Here is a 16626-nt window from a genome sequence, read left to right as displayed (position 1 = left end):
TCCATTCATGACCAGTGACTACTCCCGCTCCACCTTCAATCCCCGCAAGCACTACAACGCCGTCCGGATGCAGCAGGGGCGCGTGCAGCTGGACGCGGACTGGAACGAGCAGGCCGACATCCAGGCGCACCACCAGCGGCAGCGCACACGGGATGTGATTGGCCCGAGCGGGGCGCCGCAGGAGCATGCGGGCTTCGCGCTGGAGGCGGAGCCCGCCGAGGGCGCGGCGGAGGAGGCTCCGCGCACGCGGCTCTTCATCGGCCCGGGCCGCTACTACGTGGACGGCGTGCTGTGCGAGAACGAGAAGCGCCTGGCGCTGGAGGAGCAGCCGGATAGCCCGGGAGAGCCTCCGCCGGGCGAGCCCGGGGTGTACCTCGCGGTGCTGGACGTGTGGGAGCGCACGCTGAGCGCCTACGAGGACCCGGAGATTCGCGAGGTGGCGCTGGGCGGCCCGGACACCGCGGTGCGCACGAAGACGGTGTGGCAGGTGCGCACCCTGCGGGTGAGCAACGACGCGGACGCGCCGGACCGGGGCCATAAGGACCTGGCGTGGCAGCAGCTGCTGTCGCGGCAGGAACACCGGGGAGAGATGCGGGCGCGGCGCAAGCCCGGCGTGGCCACGGAGCTACCGGGCAACCTGCTCTACCGGGTGGAGGTACAGGAGGGCGGCGAGTGCGCGGGAGGCCCCTTGGAGCACGCGGGCCAGTGGCCCGTGCTGGAGGTGGAGTCCCTGGAGGACGGAGCCCTGGGTCTGCGGGCGCGGCACGCGCACTCCGTGGACGAGCACCTGTGGCGGCAGGGGCGCTTCGTGGAGGTGGTGGCCGAGCACGGACGGCACCTCGCGCGGCTGAGCAAGGTGGACGCGCACACGGGCCGGCTGGAGCTGAAGCCCGCGCTCCCCGAGGAGAAGGGCGCCCCCCGGCTGCTGCGTCCCATCGCGAGCCTCAAGTGGTCGCGCAACAATGGCACGCAGGCCCTGCCCATCGCCGGGGTGCAGGTGACGGAGGACGGCCCCCGGGTGCGGCTGAGCGTGCCGCTGGGCACGCGCGGTGTGGAGCTGCGCGTGGGGGACCTGGTGGAGGCGGTCGACACGCCACGGGTGCTGCGCGGCGAGCCCGGCCCCCTGCGCCACATCCGCTTCGTGTCGGAGGACCGGCTGGAGGTGACGCTGGACGGGCCGCTGCCCGAGGGCCTGGGACAGCAGGCCAGGGACTGCCCGCTGCTGCGGCGGTGGGACCAGACGCCGGGCGCGCCCGGGCCCCTGGCGGTGGACACGCAGTGGGTGGAGTTGGAGCACGGCGTCCAGGTGCAGTTCACCGGCGAGGGCTCCTTCCACGCGGGGGACTTCTGGACGCTGGCGGCGCGCACGCGCACGGGCGACGTGGAGTGGCCCCGGGACGCGCGGCAGCAGCCGCTCGCGCTGCGGCCCCAGGGCGGGGAGCACCGCTACAGCCTGCTCGCGGTGTTGCGCGTGGACGCCCAGGGTGACGTGGGGGTGGAGGACCGGCGCCTTTTCTTCGCGCCGCTGTCCCGGGGCGCGGGGGAGCCGGACGTGCCAGCGGGGCCCATCTGCTTCCCGGAGGACGTGCGGGTGCTCGGCTCGCTGCGGGTGGACGCGGAGCTGGACGCGGGCAGCATCCGCGGGCAGCTGGCGCACAAGACGGTGGGCACGCACCAGCTCCAGCACGCCTCCGTGACGGCGGAGAAGCTGGCCCCGCACGGCGTGCACGCGCGGCACCTCGCGCCCGAGGTGGGCATGGTGCCCGCGGGCTCCTGCATCCTCAGCGAGTCCCCGCAGCCGCCGCACGGCTATGAGGAGAGCCACCTCACGGTGGCCGCCTTCGACCACCACGCGGAGTGGGTGGAGCGCACCGCGCTGCCGGGCGTGCCGAGCCGGGTGGTGCTGGTGACGCTGAAGCACGTGGCCTACGCGCTGCAAGACACCGGGCAGGTGTGGCGGTGCAAGGGGGAGGCGGAGGCCTGGGAGAAGGTGGGGCACCTGCCGCAGCCGCAGCCGGGCTTCACGGCGGTGGCGCTGGGCGACCGCATCCACGTGCTGGGAGGCCGGGACGCGCACGGCCACCCGCTCTCGCGCCACGTGGCCTTCGAGCCGCCCCGGGACGGAGAGAAGGGGGGGCGGTGGACGGAGCCGCTGCCCCCGCTGCCCACGCCTCGCGATGAGCCGGGCGCGGTGGCCTGCGATGGCCTGCTCTTCGTCCTGGGAGGCCTGGAGTGCTGGCCCCTGCCGTGGTGGGGCGTGGAGGACACGCTGCGCCGGCCCAGGCTGCTGAGCTGGCTCAAGCGCACCAGCGCGCAGGTGGAGGTGTACGACCCGCGGCTCGAGCGGTGGGAGGTGGCGAGGCCGCTGAAGGTGTCGGCCCGGCGCTTCGGCGTCCAGGCGCTGCGGGGACGCCTGCACGTGGTGGGAGGCGAACACAAGCCCCTGCTGCTGCCGGCCCGGCCGCTGGCGCGGCATGCCCAGCTCGACCCGCTCAAGGACCGCTGGGCGCAGCTGGCCTCGCTGGAGCGGCCGCGCTCGGAGGTGGCCGCGGCGGCAATGGATGACCGGCTGTACGTGGTGGGTGGCAGCTTCGCGGGCAAGCCGCTGGACGACGTGGAGCGCTACAGCTTCACGAGCGATGCCTGGCTGCCCCAGGAGCCCCTGCCCGAGGCGCTGCGCGGCGCCGGGGCGGTGATGCTCCCGGGCGAGCTGCTCGTCACCGGAGGCGCCAATGCCTCGGGGCCGCTCGCCGCGAGCCACTCGCTCGAGGTGGCGTCGCTGCTGTACGTCCACCGCAAGCGCGAGACCGCCGCCCTGGAGGCCCAGTCCGAGCCCTCCTCCCCGGAGGCGGCTGGTGCCTCCGAACAGGCGCAGCCCTCTCCTTCAGCGCCCGTGTCTCCAGCGGAGTCAGGGACGGGGAAGGCTCCAGGGCGGCAGGTGGCGGCACGCAGCACGAAGCGTCCCCCCAGGTTCCGCGCGCCGCGCTTCGAGCCCGCGCCCACGCCCGCGCAGCGCCTGGGGAGGCTCGGGCTGGGTGCGCTGGTGATGGCGGTGCTCGGGCTGGGAGCCGGCATCATCTGGCCCACGCCGTCCACGCCGCCCCCTCCGCCCCCGGACAGGGTGCAGGCCCAGGGCTTCGACCTCTCCCACTTCCAGGGCGAGGTGGACTGGCCCACGGTGCTGAAGAAGAAGCCGAACTTCGTCTTCATGAAGGCGACGGAGGGGAAGCACTTCCATGACCCTCGCTTCAAGGACAACTGGGGCGCGCTGGCGGATGCGGGGGTGGCGCGCGGCGCGTACCACTTCTACCGCCCCCGGGACAGCGCGAGCGACCAGGCGGAGTTCTTCCTGAGCAGCCTTCCTCCGCTCCAGGCCGGTGACTTGCCGCCCGTGCTGGACGTGGAGGTGACGGACGGAGTGCACCGCGCGGACATCGTCGCCGGGGTGAGGACGTGGCTGGAGCGGGTGGAGGAGGGGACGAAGCGCCGGCCCATCCTTTATAGCGACACGTCCTACTGGAAGGAGCAGCTCGGCGGAGGCTTTCAGGACTACCCGCTGTGGATTGCGGGCAGGCCGGACGCGGGAGCCCCGTGGACCTTCTGGCAGGTGGGCGACCACGGGAAGGTGGACGGCATCTCCGGGTGCGTGGACCAGGACGTCTTCCTGGGCACGGAGGAGGAGCTGGTGGCGTTCATGCGGACCGGCAAGCGGCCCGAGCACGCCGCGCAGCCGCCCTCCAACCTGCCGCGCTGCGCTCGGCCCACCCACAGTGACGAGCCCCCCGTGCCAACGCGGGTGTCGGATGGAAGCACCCCCTCCGCGCGCGATGCCGGCACTCCGGCCGCCGACGCCGGGACGGCCCCGGTGGTGCCCTACCAGGAGGGCATGACGCCCATGCCGCCCCAGCTCGTGGACCCGGGCGAGCCCTTCATCTACCCGGAGGGGCCCCTGCACGCGGGCATTGAAGGCGAGGCCATCCTGCTGTGCGTCATCCAGACGAGCGGGCACGTGACGAACTGCCGCGTCCTCAAGGCGCCCGCGGACCTGGGGGACGCGCTCGTCCAGATGATGCACACGCGCCGCTACCAGCCGATGACGTTCCAGAACCGCATCGTGGCGGTGGAGTACGCCTTCTACGTGAACGTGAAGCTGCCAGAGGGCTACGAGGGGCGCTGAGGACGGCCCTCCACCTCTCCACCCAATCCGCCGTGAGTCCGGAGGAGCGCGGGCGGCTCCTCTCGCGCGCGCGGGAGGCCTTCCAGCGGGCCCTCGCACTCGTCCCCGAGCATCCCCTCGCGCTCGAGGCCCTGCGCAAGCAACTCCCATCCCTGACGCCACAGCTTCTTGAGATTGTGCACTGCGCACGCCAGAGAGAATTCTCCGCGTACCTTGGGCAGGCCCCGCAGCGAGAAGCGCGGCAGCGTCCCGTTCTTCACCTGGCCGATGACGGGCTCGGCCGTCACCTTGCGTCTGGCGTAGGCCGCCTTGCCTCGCTTCGTCAGCAGCTTGCGCCTCATCCGCTCCTTGAAGCTCAGGCCCTAGGGCGGGCGCCCGCGCGGTGCCGCTGCCGCCTCCTCCCCGTGCTTCGAGCGACCCGTGGCGATAAAGCGCTCCACGCCCTTGGCCTCCACCTTCTCGATGTCCTCCTGGCACAGGTAGCCCGAGTCCGCGCTCAGCTGCACGGGCACCAGCCCCGTGTTGGCCTGCGCCTGCGCCACCATCGGCTCGAGCTGACGTGCATCGTTGGCGATCTGCCCCATCTCCTGCGCCACTATCAGCTGCGTGTCCGCGTCCACCGCAACCTGCGCGTTGTAGGACTGCTGGAAGGTGCCTCCCCGCGGCATTATCCGCGAGTCGCTGTCCGTGAAGTTACGCTGTGCCTTCTCGGAGGGCTTCGCCTCCTCGGGCTTGTCCTGGCCCTTGGCCTCGGCCTTCTCCCTGGCCTCCTTCTCCATTTCCTCCTTGGCCTTTTGAATCTTCTCCCGGCGCTTCTCCCTCTCCACCGCAACGCCAGCTTCTTCTCCGCCTCCACTTGGCGCGCGGCCTCCCGCGGCCGCTCGGCGCGCTTCTTCGATTCCCTAAGCTCCTCGGACAACTCATCCCCGCGCCGCCCCTTGCCGTAGCGCTTGTCTTCCTCGGCATCCAGCGCCGCTGCCTCCTCCAGCAGCCTGTCAATCTGCTCGTCCAGCTTCTTCATGGCCTCCTCCATGCGTCCGTAGCTCATGGCCTTGTGCTTGCTGGCATTGGCCTTCACCTTCGTGCCGTCCACCGACAGGTGCCCAAGCTTCTTGAGCCCCGACTGGCGGGCCAGCCGCATCAAGGACTGCTGGGAAAAATTCGGGCGCGCCTCATATGCGCATCGGATAGAAGAGCTCTACGAAGACAGCGATACCGTCATCAACTCCTGTACCTCGGATGAATGCCTGAGGGATCTGGTTCAAGAGGCGCTTGAGGATGCTCTTCCCGACGACGCGACCATCCTCAATCTGAAACATCCGTGTACTTAGCAGCGCATCGCGGACATGATCGACAAACACAAATCCCGAAAGTTCGAGTGGGAAAAGAAGAAGAAGAAGGCCTCGGCCTGATCTGTCTCACTGGTGTATAGGAGGGATCTGGCGCTGAGCCCTCGAAGGCGGCGGGAGCGTTGCTGGTTGGCTCGACAGGAGATGAGGTGGAGCTTGGCCCCGCTGCGCGCTAGGAACGCGCCGCCGACGCTTACTTCTTGTTGTCGAGGTAGCGGTTCATCAACAGTGTTTGCAGTTGCTCGCGCTCAACGGCCGTGATGCGTCCCGCCTGCTGTTGCTGCGCCACGAGCCAGTCCGAGAGCTGTTGCGCCACCGACTCGCTGAACGCCTCCTGCGTCAGATGGGCGTTGATCTGCTCGGTCAGCGACGAGCGCACGACATCGAAGTTGGTCGGCAGGTTGGCAAGATGCTGGGCCCAGCCCCTGGACGTCGAACTGCTGCCCGTCGAACTGATGCCGCCGCCCGCGCCGCTCACTGCCCCGCGGTGGACGGCGGTGTCGGTTGGCACGACATATTCCTGGCGATAGCCGCCACCCTGACCCATCAGCCGCAGCGCCTGGCCAGGGATCGGATGCTCGAGCTCGGTGCCGAACGCCTTGCCGCTCTGCTTCTTGGCGTTGGAGCTGTAGTAGGGGAGCACCGCGGGCGCGTCGGTGGTGAACAGGCCGCCCATCGACCGGTCATAGCCGCATTTCTCGCCCTTGATGCAGCTGTTGTCGCCGCAATGCACGCAGAGCTGCACCGGCGCGCCGCGGACCGCCTTGCTCTGGACCGCCTTGCTCTGGACCGCCTGCTGTCCGCCAGCGCAGCAGCCGCAACCGCATCCCGAGCCGTGCGCCGCGGACTTCGCCTGCAATTGCGCCGCCCGGGCGCCCATCACCTCGGCCTCGCGCTCGAGGCCGTGCTCGTCGTTGACTGCAAGGCCGTCCTGCATCTGCATCGTCGCGCGCACGCGCCCCTGCGCCTGCTGGATGATGTGCCACGCCTCGTGCGGCAGGTGCTGCTCCTGGCCCGGCGCGACGTGGATGTCCTGGTCCTGCGCATAGGCATAGGCGTTGAGCTGCGCGGGCTTGGACGAATTGTAATGGACCTTGACCCTGTCGAGCGACACGCCCGACATCGCCTCGATGCCCGCCTTGAGCGAATCGGGCAGCCCGGTGCGGTTCGGAGGCGCCATCTCGGCGAGGCGCTGCACCGGCTGGGGCGCGAGTGCTCGTTTCTGCAGAGGGTTTTGGATGCGGCTCTGGCTACTGACGGGAATGCGCTCCAGGTGGTGTCCGAAACGCTCGGCCGTCTCCTGCTGAGACTGGAGGCTGGGTGGCTCCGACAGGGGGAGCTCCGAGGAGGGCCTCTCCTCCAGGGTGGCCCGATGCGCGGCGGAGGACTGCTGTGGGCTCACCGGAGCGGGACGGGGGATCTTGGCTTTCATCACGCACCTTCTTGAGTAATTCCGCGGGTGCTCCCACACCTGCCAGCAATGTAGCAGCGTCCATACAGCTGCCGCTGGACTTCTCGGTGCTCCACGTCGAGCGCTCGGTGGCCACAACAACCAGCGGGAGCTGTATGGGGCAAAGCCCGGCGACCGCAGCAGCAACTTCGGGCTCATGGCCTGTGGATACGCGGGCCTCGAGGGCAACAGCTCCTACCCGCCCTACCGGTTCACCTTCGGGCCCCCCACCATCCACTCCCCTTAGTACTACAGCGGGACTTCGGTCCCGCTCTCCTGCATGTTGTGCTTCCTTGCTGGGTAGGTAACCACAACTTCCAGGGCGCAGAGACCAAAGTCCGACTGTAGTACAATCATCGATGCGTTCTGACACCCGGTCTCCTGTTACGGCGTGGGGCCTCCCTGGTGCCTCCGCCTCGGGCAAACCTCACGAGCGAGTGCCGATAGCCTGGGCGTGGGGCAAGAGAGGAGCCTCGGAGGTGAGGAGCTGCGCGTAGGTGTCGAAGGCTTCACCCATGAGGGTCCGCAGGGCCTCGGTGGGATGGGGGTGCCACCAGGCGTGATGGACGCGCTTGAGGTCCACGTTGGTGGAATGGATGAAGGCAACGAAGAAGGTGCTGTCCGCCAGGGAGAGCAGCCGCCGGGATGGAGCATTCCAGAGGAAGCGTGCATCCTCTCCGACGTTGATGTCTGGGAAGGGATTGCCGCGCCAGAAGTCCCGCGTGTAGCAGAGGGTGTTGCCGGCCACCCAGGGACGCTGCCCGTCCGGGTACTGGTACTGCCAGGAGCGGCCCGTGGCCGGCTGGTGGTAGTAGAGGCGCGTCAGCCCACAGACGTCGGCGCCCTCCTGGAGCAGGGACGAGACCTGATACGTGAGCCGGTGGGGCGCGGACCAGTCGTCATCGTCCCAGTGGACGAGGATGTCTCCCTTTGCGCTCTGGCAGGCGAGGTTGCGCTTGGCCCCGAGGGAGTGCTTGCGCTCCAGACGGAGGTAGCGGATTCGCGCGTCGTCGGGGAGGAGGTCCGAGACAGGGTCGGAGCCATCATCGACGATGACGAGCTCCCGGGAGGGCCAGTCCTGGGCGAGGAACCAGCGCAGGGCCAGGGGGATGAACGGGCGCCGGTTGTGGGTGGGCATGAGGCAGGAGACGAGCGGACCCGCCGTGGCCACCTCGATGCGCGGCTGTCCGGGAACGGCCTCCGTGCGCTCCGCGGCGGCCCGCTTCTCCAGGACCACGAGGCTGCCTGAGGCGTGCAGGCGCCGGAAACGTCCGGCGTGGAGGAGCTCCTGGACGAAGCGCTTCACCCCGGGGAAGTAGTCCGCGCAGTCATGGAACGCGACGAGCCCGCCCACGGCGAGCCAGGGCTCCAGGTGGTGGAAGTCGGCGGCGACGCTGCCGTAGTCGTGCAGGCCGTCGATGAGGAGGAAGCCGATGGGCTCGCTCCAGGGGACCTGGGGGGCTTGCTGGAAGTGGACCTTGACGCGAGGCTCGAGGCCCGCGAGCAAGAGGGTGCGCTGGAGCTTGTGGCGCGTGGGGCTGAGCTGCTGGAGGTTGCGGTCGCGTGCGCCGACGACACCATCCCCCGGGTCGATGGCATGGATGGGCGCGGAGGTGCCGAGGGCCTCGGCGACGCGGGCGAGGACGAGGGTGGCCTTGCCACAGAAGCTGCCCACCTCCACGACGGCATGCGGGGCGGGCAACGCGCCGAGGGCATGGGAGGCGGAGGCGATGAGCAGGTCGGCTTCTTCGTCGGAGAGCCAGCCCTCGACCTTGCGCATCTCGGAGAGGATGGGCCAGGTCAGGAGCAGGCGGGGCCGCGGCGTGTCCTCGCTCCGCGGGAGCGGGCCGGGGGCAGGCGTTGCGCCCTGGGGGGCCTGGGCCGCCACGGGGTTGCCTGGCGCCGCATACTCATGGAACCGGGCGCGCACGTGGGTGCGCAGCGGGTCGTCGTAGCGGCGGGGCACGGGGTGGGCCCAGAAGCTGTCCCGCCGGGCCATGGCGGCCTCCAGCTGGGGGACGGTGTAGCGGACGCGATACCTGACCACGTCATAGTGGCACGGGCTGGTGAGGACGCGGTGGCCGAGCAGGGCGACGAGGGTGGGGAAGAGGACCTCCTCCGTGGCCCAGATGCGCGAGCGCTGGAGGAGGTCGCGCAGCTGCGAGTCCGTGTCCCACAGCGTCACCAGGTCTCTCGCGGCGTCGGCGGAGAAGACGGTGGAGGGCCAGAAGGTCCAGTGGACGAACTTGGACTCTCCGTCGGGGAACTTGCGCAGGAAGGGGCGCCACAGCTCCAGTTCCTTGCGCGCGTGGAGGGCGGGCGCGGCCAGGGGGCCCGGATCGTTGGGCGTCTGCACGTTGCCGAGCAGCCCGGCCCCCGGGTTCTGGGAGAGGAACTCGCCCAGAAAGGCCGAGTACCCGGGGCGCAGCCCGAGCTGGTCCGAGTCCACGATGGTCATCGTGTCGAACGGGTGGTGCTCCAGGGCGAAGCGGAAGCAGTCGAGCGCGAAGTCGTGGAGCCAGCCCCACTTCATGGGGCGTGCGCTGGGGTGGACGATGGCGTTGTAGCGCTCGAAGGGAAAGCTCTGGAGCAGCGTCGTGTCACAGCCCCCGTTGTAGAGGAGGATGCGCGAGTCCGGGTCCAGGTGGTGGAGGTTGCGCACCAGGTCGATGACGCACTCGCGGCTCTCATGGACGAGGCAGGCAAAGATATTCATGACAGGAAGGCTTATGCCACGTTGATGGGCTCCCACGGGCTTCCGTGGAGCCCCTGGCTGCTCGGGTGGTTTGAGGCGCAACCGAGACCGCGCGTCAGGAGGGGTGGCCCTGGTACCAAACGGGTACCAAATCGGGCGAACACTCCTGAACGCCGCTGAACGCCACCGGACAGAAAAATGCCCTGCTTCCGCGGACTTGGGAAGCAGGGCGAGTGGCCCCGGCTGGAATCGAACCAGCGGCCTGCGGTTTAGGAAACCGTCGCCCGCTGGTTCTCTCCCTTGTTCCGGCGTCATCCGCCTTCGCATCCCATTGTTTTTATTCACGTTGCTGGCCTCCTCTTGTTTCTCGGTGTTGTGCTGCCGTGCCCGGCCTTCGTCGGATTTTTCTCAACGCCCACTCAACGGATTGAGAACGTCCGCCACCATCTCCGCCCCCTGCTGCAGGTGGGCTGGCAGAGCCCGGGCGTAGTGGTCCGCCGTCGTGCGCGGGTCCGCGTGGCCGAGAACCAGTTGCGCCAGGCGCAGGTCTCCGGTGCGCGCCACGGCCTGGGTGGCCCAGGTCGCCCGCAGCGCCTTGAAGCGCAACCCCTTGGGCAGACCCGCCCGCCTGCACGCCCGCTGGATGACCTCATGGATCCGCCAGTTCCTGCTGTACGGCTCCTTGCTGCCCGGGCGAGGGAAGAGGTACGGGCCCGGGGTCCGGAGCTGCTCCTGCAGCACCGGGACGAGGGCCTCAGCGATGGGTACGCGCCGGTCCCGGTTGCCCTTCGTGGTGTCCCGCCGGCCGCTACGGCGCACCACCACGTAGCGCTTGTCGAGGTGCACATCCTCCTTCAGGAGCGCGCTCACCTCGCCCTTGCGGCAGGCCGTCAGCAGTCCGAAGAGAGCAACGGCCCGGTGGTGCGGCTTGAGCTCCTCCATCAGCCGGGGCAGGTGATCAGGGTCGAAGACAGCCACCTCCCGCCGCGGGACGCGCACCTTCGGCGTCTCCTTGAAGGGGTTGGGTCCCTGGTAGAGCCGCGCCTTCGTCATCCGGGTGTAGAGCCCCTGCCCCGCCATGCGCAGGTGCTCACGCGTCTGGGGCGACAGGTCCGTGGCTGCGGCCAGCAGCTTCATCACGTCCGCGGGCGTCACCTCGTTCATGGGCTTGTCGCCCAGCGCTGACGCCACCCGCTTAAGTCGGCCCGCCACGTCCTTCCTCGAGGAGTACTCCACCGGCAGAAGATCCAAGTACCCCCTGATGCCCTCGGCCACGGTGAGCGTCGTCGGCCGGGCCTCGTCCAGGCCCTGGGCGATCCGCCACTCCTGCCTCTCCATGTCCTCGGCGTAGCGGCGGGCCTCCGTGAGGGTGCGCACGCTCGGCAGCGTCTTGCGCACCGCCTTCCCGTGACGGTCCTTCCAGCCTCCGATGTAGGAGCCGCTCTTGGGGTTCTTGTACGCGTAGGCCACCGGCTACACCCCCGCCCCGTGCAACTGGGCATCCCGCCACTCCCTGAGCTTCGCGGGGCTGAAGCGCAACGCGCCCCCCACCTTGAAGCTGGGCACTGCTCCTTCCGCTGCCTTCCGATAGAGGGTGCTCCTCGCAATTCCGAGGAACGTGGCCGCCTCGGCCACTGTCCACGCGGAGTCGTCCGGCATTGGCGCCACCATCCTTTCGTTGTTGTTGCAGTTGGTCATCGTCCTCACGCGGTCCTCGACAGCGCGCGGAGTGAGGGCTCCGCGCCAGCTCTGCTCTGTGTTGGTGATTCCCCCGCATCCCACCGCATGACCCACGTTACGCTGTGTTCTCTGGCTTACAATCTGCGCGCCAAACCCCTTGACCCAGAACAGAGCGGGCGGGTGCGCCAGAACGGCGCAGTGCGTCCACAGGCTGGCTGACCTGTCCCGAAATCCGGACGCCCAACTTGTCGCCCTCACTCGCAGTGGTGACGATTTTGGGTGGACGCAGCGCGCCACGTGTCAGGGCGGACCCAGGCCGCGAGCGATTGCCATGCAACGCATTGAGGCTGTCTGAGTTGGCGACTGACACCGAGCGCCGGGTCGCCATGCGTCGTCCACTGCGGACGCGCCACGCAGGCGCCGCTACGGCACGGTGCTCTCGGGTGCTGCTGCGACACTCCCCCATCGCTCACCCCAAAAAAACAGACGCCTCAGCGCGAGGGGCTAGACTCGCGCGAGGCGTCCTGGGCCGACCCCCAGGGCAGTCCGTAGGGGCGGGCTTCTCGGGTCGACCGTGCGACGGTGGTCGACGCGTTCTTGGTGTGGGGTGTCGCCGGTACCTGCTAGCCCACAGGTGGTCCGGCGACAGAGAAACAGAAGCCAAGGGAGATAGTTACAGCTACGGCCGGTCAAACGCAAGAGGATGTCGAGACATGGCGGCTGGTCGCGACTCCGGCTTGGCGGCCGGCAGATAGCATTTGCCTTCAAATTCATACAGCTTATCGGGACATGGCGTGACCTTGTCCGTTGCGACCCAGCACCCACCGAAGATCTCCGCCTCAACATCCCTGTCACACGGGGGCCGCTTCTGGTTGGCGAAGGGCTTCTTGGGAAGAGCGCGAGCCAGGATGATGGGCTCGCTGTCCGCCATGTTGGTGAGCACCAACCCTGTAGCCGCCTCGCTACCACCCCACCCTGCCTCATCCGCTAGGGCCAGCTCGTCGCCGGCATCCAGCCCGGCTGGGCCCAGCAGCGGAGAACCAGAGAGGTGCAGGAGGGCGGCAGCAGCGAGGGCTGTAGCAGCAGCTGCGAACGCCGGGCGCCTCCAGGAGGTCGGCTCCGCGCGGGGGGCATGGGAGGTGCGCGGAGTGGGCCGGGGGGCGCTGAGCAGGTGCGGCATCGTCTCCGGGCGGTTGATGGTGGTGTCGGCGGCCTGGGCGGCGTCCTCGAGCATGAACACGAGCTCCCCAGCCACATCCAGCGGATCCCCACCCTCGGGGGCGCGCTCCACCTCGAGGGCGAGGAAGGCTGGAGACACGGAAGAGGTGACGCGCACCTGCCAGTCGGCGAGGGGGGCATCATCTGCCTGGCGCTCCGTGCGCTGCACCACCAGAGCGGGCCTGCCCGTCTCCACGTGGTGGGCGCGGTAGACGCGGCCCAGCTCTCCGGTGCCCCTGTACCTCGGTCCGAGGCGGTACTGCCCAAGTGTGTTCCCTCGCTGCTGTTGGCTGTCGTTCAAGGCGCGGCTCTCCCGCGCCCTGTTGTACCTCACCCGCACTGACGCTGTCTCTCGGTGGATATTCACCGTCCCGTCAGAGCAGGACGACTCCTCCCCCCCTGCTCATCCCGCGAATCTCCCGCGCGGGAGTTTGGAGGGAGAATCGCGGGAGCCCTGCGGAAGTGGGGCGGGAGCCCTCTGTCGTTCGGGTGCTGCCCGCCCTCCGCCCCGCCGCGCGTGTTGCTGCGAGCAGCACCTGGTTCACGCCGCGCGGCTGGGCCCCACTCCTGCGGCGCGCTCCAGCCGGCGTGCCGCTGCCTCGCAGTAGCGCTCCTCGAGCTCAACGCCCACGGCCCGGCGGCCGAGCTGCTGCGCTGCCACCAACGTGGCCCCGGTGCCCGCGAAGGGGTCCAACACCAGCCCGCCCGCCGGGCAGGACTTCGCGACCAGGTGGGCCAGCAGCGGTACAGGCTTCTCCGTGGGGTGCGTGCGCTGGCGCGGGGGCACCGGAGGGAAGTCCTTCAGCACCGCACCATGGCGCTTCCCGGCGAGCGGCCGGCGCTTCGGCCCGGACGCATACAGCACCACCTCGTAGTCCGGCGCGTACCCGGCCGCGCAGTCGCCGGAGCCGCCACGCGCCTTCCACCAGATGAGCGCCTGCTTCACGCGGGCGTGGCAGGAGACGGCATCGAAGAAGTCGGGCCAGCTCTCCCAGTGGCAGAACACATAGGCATGAGCGTCCGGCGCGAGCACGCGGCCGACGACGGAGAGCGCCTGGCGCAGCACGCGCACGCCCTGGCGCGAGCCGTCCCCGCGGATGGGCGCTCCGCCCGCGCTGCCCCCCTCATAGGCCATGCCGTAAGGTGGGTCGGTGAGCAGCAGGTCCACGGAGTGAGACAGGGGGTCCAGCGACAGGTCGCGGCAGTCGCCGTGGTACAGGGTGACGGAGTCGTTCGAGTAGTAGGGTCGCATCGTGTTCCTCGGCGCGACGCGAGAGGGAGGCGTCGCTTGCAGAGAGGCGTGCACGAGCGGTGCCTGCCCCTTCGTCGCCAGAGACGCCACGGCCGCCCCTTCTCCTCGGCATGACGATGTTCCTCACCCCTCGCCACCGGAAGCTGCTCGGCCTGTCCGAGCCCGAGGAGACGCACACGCCACCGCCGCCCGGGCCCCCGCGGTGCTGCGAGAAGGCGGTGGCGGAGCAGTGTTACTGCCAGGCGCCCGGGTGGAAGTGCCCGGACCACGGCGTCCAGATGGCCCCGTGCCGTCCCAACTTCTCTCACGATTGATGGCCGACTAGCCCCGGCCTCCGCGCGGCCCCGGGAGGACATCCCCCCTCCTCCCGGGGCCCGTGTCTTTCCAGCCCACCACCAGGAGAACGCCAATGCCCTGCCCCGCCCCACCGTCCCCGCCCACCCTGGCCGAGCTGCTCGCCCAGCTCACCGCGCTCAACCCCGCCAGCGCCGAGAACCTGCGCCCAGAGGTGGATGCCCTCGAGCAGCGCCTCGCCGACGCCCGGGCCCAGCTCGCCGCCGCGGAGACGGAGTTCCTGCGGGTGTCGCTCGATCAGGCCGCCTATGGGGAGTGGACCCGGCGCCACGGCGACGCCGTCCGCCTCCGGAGCAAGGAGCGGCTTCTGGGCGTGGACGTCGGGTGCATGCGCGAGCGCCTTGAGCGGGAACTCTACCTCGCCCGCCGCTCCATCGCCCTGGGCCGCCATCTCTGCCCGGACTGCGGCGGAACCGGCGAGGGCGAGTTGCTCGACGGCGGCACCAGCCTCGTCGCCACGGGGTGCGACTCCTGCGAAGGGACTGGTTTCGTGGCCAGGTCGGCCTCCGGCGCCTGATAATCCCCGGCTCCACGGGACGCCACGGTGGCCTCGCGGGCCTTGCAGGCGTCCAAAATGGACGCTACAGTGGCCACCATGACCGTGACCATCAAGAAGACCAAGAACCCCCCCCGTTCGGCCATCTGCTGCTTCTGGAACAACAAGGGAGGTACGGGGAAGACGAGCCTCGTGTTCCAGTCGTTGTGTCGGTATGCCGAACAGCGTCCAGAGGAACGGATCCTTGCGATTGACATGTGCCCCCAGGCCAATCTCTCCGAACTCCTCCTCGGGGGGCTCACCAACAAGGGCTCGGACAACTTGTTGAAGTTCCAGGGGGCGATTCCCCGCTCAACGATCGGCGGGTACTTCCAGCTGCGCCTGCCCAGCCCGTACACTCCGCCGCAGTTCAATAGCGACGACTTCATCGTCAATCCCGCTGGGTCCAACAGCAGTGTGCCCAGCAATGTCGATCTCGTCTGCGGCGACCCGCTACTTGAGCTTCAGGTGAACGCGATGTCGACGCTGTCCAACGCCCAGATCCCGGGCACGAACACGTGGCTCGCTGTCATGGATTGGCTCAGGGACTTCCTCGCACCGATCCGCAGCCGCTACACGATGATCTTCATCGATGCCAACCCGAGCTTCTCCGTCTACACGCAGATGGCGCTCGCGGCGGCGGACGAACTCGTTCTGCCTGTCATGGCGGACGACTCATCCCGGCGTGCCGTGCAGAATGTCTTTTCCTTGGTGTACGGGCTGAAGGTTCCGTCCGAGATCTACACGCAACATGCGTTTGGAACACGCTTGACGGCGGCGGGCAGGCCGCTTCCGAAGATTCGTCTCATCGTGAAGAATCGCCTGACTCAGTACATGGGGCCGGCCTCGGCCTACGCCGACGTCCTCTCCTCCATCGAGAAGAACGTGATGGAGCTTCACCAGAACCAGCCCGCCTTGTTCGTCCCGACGACCCAGAACAAGCTGTTCGCTGACGTGCGCGACTTCCAGACGACCGGAGTGGTGGCATTCGCCAAGGGCGCCCCCTTCACCAAGCTCCAGGCAGGCCGAGTCGCGCTGGTCGGCCAACGCGTCAGGGTCAACGAGGAGTACCGCAAGCACTGCATCGGCGCGATCGACGACCTCGTCGCCAATCTGTAATTGGGGTATTGGCCTCGCCTTCACCCTAGGCAACATGAAGGGCCCAGCCTCCACCTCGGATGCCGGGCCCTTCGTGCTTCAGCGTTCCTCACGTGGTGCCACCACCCCTTCTGGGCGTGTACCCGGCCGCACTCCGCGAGCCGGGCGTTCCAGGAGGTTGCACATGCTGTCGTTCAAGACGTTGTTCAGTGCCGTGGCGGTCGCCGCTCTCGTCGTCGGAACCGCCGCCCTCGCCGAGTCCCCCGCGCCCTACACCAGCTCCACGAAGCTCGGGCTCAAGCAGGAGCGCATCCAGCGGGACCTCTACTCCGCGGCCCAGCGCCTGGTGGAGGAGGCGAAGCGGGTCATCAACTTCACGCCCGCCGAGGAGGAGTGCGCGAAGATCACCGCAGCCGAGCGCTTCCTCGAGGAGACGAAGAAGGCGCTGGAGGGGAACATCTTCGGCCCGGACACCACCCTCGCGGGCCATGAGGAGGCCAGCAAGCGCCTGAAGTCGATGAATGACGAGTGGTGCAAGGGCCAGGGTGGCGGTGCCGGCGCGACGAAGATCGCCAAGTCGCTCGGGAGGGTGCGCAGCATCGTGCGGCCCTTCATCCAGGAGCGCTTCGACAAGCTGAAGGAGATTGGCAAGGGGCGCTCCCCCACTCCGGCCGAGGCCGCCGCCATCGCCGCCGCCGCCATCGGTCTCCTCGTCACCTCGCCCGCATGGGCGTTCTGAGCCAGCGTGTAGGGTATGGGAGGGGCCCGGTCTCCACCTGGGAGCCGGGCCCTTCGCTCTTCAATAGGGCCCGAGGCAA

At 69.1% G+C, this 16626-nt stretch carries 14 protein-coding genes; 6 read left to right on the top strand and 8 right to left on the bottom strand.

Features of this window, described 5'->3' with window-relative positions; genetic code table 11:
• Positions 1-7 precede the first annotated feature (7 nt).
• Positions 8-4177, top strand: a complete 4170-nt coding sequence (locus tag JQX13_RS55680; RefSeq protein ID WP_275424905.1) for a TonB family protein — start codon at positions 8-10, stop codon at positions 4175-4177.
• On the opposite strand, the gene JQX13_RS39020 is transcribed toward JQX13_RS55680, so the two are convergent.
• Complete coding sequence (locus JQX13_RS39020) at positions 4162-4518, bottom strand: transposase (protein ID WP_203404497.1); 357 nt, start codon at positions 4516-4518, stop codon at positions 4162-4164. The two genes, JQX13_RS55680 and JQX13_RS39020, sit on opposite strands and share 16 nt — an antisense overlap.
• Before the next feature lie 21 nt (positions 4519-4539).
• Positions 4540-5004 carry a transposase gene (locus tag JQX13_RS39015; protein WP_203404496.1) on the bottom strand — a complete coding sequence of 155 codons (465 nt, stop codon included), beginning with the start codon at positions 5002-5004 and terminating at the stop codon, positions 4540-4542.
• Positions 5005-5289: 285 nt separating this feature from the next.
• Between JQX13_RS39015 and JQX13_RS39010 the strand changes: the two genes are divergently transcribed.
• On the top strand, positions 5290-5508 hold the full coding sequence (locus JQX13_RS39010) for a hypothetical protein (RefSeq protein WP_203404495.1): 219 nt from the start codon (positions 5290-5292) through the stop codon (positions 5506-5508).
• A 211-nt stretch (positions 5509-5719) separates the two neighbouring features.
• On the opposite strand, the gene JQX13_RS39005 is transcribed toward JQX13_RS39010, so the two are convergent.
• From JQX13_RS39005 to JQX13_RS38980, 6 genes are all read right to left on the bottom strand, one after another.
• Complete coding sequence (locus tag JQX13_RS39005) at positions 5720-6958, bottom strand: DUF4157 domain-containing protein (protein ID WP_203404494.1); 1239 nt, start codon at positions 6956-6958, stop codon at positions 5720-5722.
• A gap of 445 nt (positions 6959-7403) precedes the next feature.
• Positions 7404-9692 (bottom strand): glycosyltransferase, encoded by a 2289-nt coding sequence (locus tag JQX13_RS39000; RefSeq protein ID WP_203404493.1) that lies wholly within the window; start codon positions 9690-9692, stop codon positions 7404-7406.
• A 387-nt stretch (positions 9693-10079) separates the two neighbouring features.
• The gene (locus JQX13_RS38995) at positions 10080-10883 is read right to left on the bottom strand and encodes a tyrosine-type recombinase/integrase (protein ID WP_203404492.1); all 804 of its coding nucleotides are present in this window, start codon (positions 10881-10883) and stop codon (positions 10080-10082) included.
• Positions 10884-11144: 261 nt separating this feature from the next.
• Positions 11145-11369 carry a helix-turn-helix domain-containing protein gene (locus JQX13_RS38990; protein ID WP_239015447.1) on the bottom strand — a complete coding sequence of 75 codons (225 nt, stop codon included), beginning with the start codon at positions 11367-11369 and terminating at the stop codon, positions 11145-11147.
• Between the two features lie 661 nt (positions 11370-12030).
• Positions 12031-12870: a hypothetical protein gene (locus JQX13_RS38985; protein ID WP_203404490.1), complete on the bottom strand. Its 840-nt coding sequence runs from the start codon at positions 12868-12870 to the stop codon at positions 12031-12033.
• A 240-nt stretch (positions 12871-13110) separates the two neighbouring features.
• Positions 13111-13704 carry a DNA-methyltransferase gene (locus JQX13_RS38980; protein ID WP_239014117.1) on the bottom strand — a complete coding sequence of 198 codons (594 nt, stop codon included), beginning with the start codon at positions 13702-13704 and terminating at the stop codon, positions 13111-13113.
• A 233-nt stretch (positions 13705-13937) separates the two neighbouring features.
• On the opposite strand from JQX13_RS38980, the gene JQX13_RS38975 reads away from it, so the two are divergent.
• The 4 genes from JQX13_RS38975 (at position 13938) to JQX13_RS38960 (ending at position 16547) form a co-directional block, all read left to right on the top strand.
• Entirely contained in the window at positions 13938-14135 is a 198-nt protein-coding gene (locus tag JQX13_RS38975) for a hypothetical protein (RefSeq protein ID WP_239014116.1), read from the top strand.
• A gap of 95 nt (positions 14136-14230) precedes the next feature.
• Positions 14231-14692 carry a hypothetical protein gene (locus tag JQX13_RS38970; protein WP_203404488.1) on the top strand — a complete coding sequence of 154 codons (462 nt, stop codon included), beginning with the start codon at positions 14231-14233 and terminating at the stop codon, positions 14690-14692.
• A 78-nt stretch (positions 14693-14770) separates the two neighbouring features.
• Positions 14771-15829, top strand: coding sequence for a ParA family protein (locus tag JQX13_RS38965; protein ID WP_203404487.1), 1059 nt, complete (start codon positions 14771-14773; stop codon positions 15827-15829).
• 163 nt (positions 15830-15992) lie between these two features.
• Positions 15993-16547 carry a hypothetical protein gene (locus JQX13_RS38960; protein ID WP_203404486.1) on the top strand — a complete coding sequence of 185 codons (555 nt, stop codon included), beginning with the start codon at positions 15993-15995 and terminating at the stop codon, positions 16545-16547.
• Positions 16548-16626 lie beyond the last annotated feature (79 nt).

It is taken from the genome of Archangium violaceum (assembly GCF_016859125.1).
GTDB lineage: Bacteria > Myxococcota > Myxococcia > Myxococcales > Myxococcaceae > Archangium > Archangium violaceum_A.
Note: the sequence above shows the minus strand (reverse complement) of the source record. Positions and strands in the feature narration are given on the sequence as shown.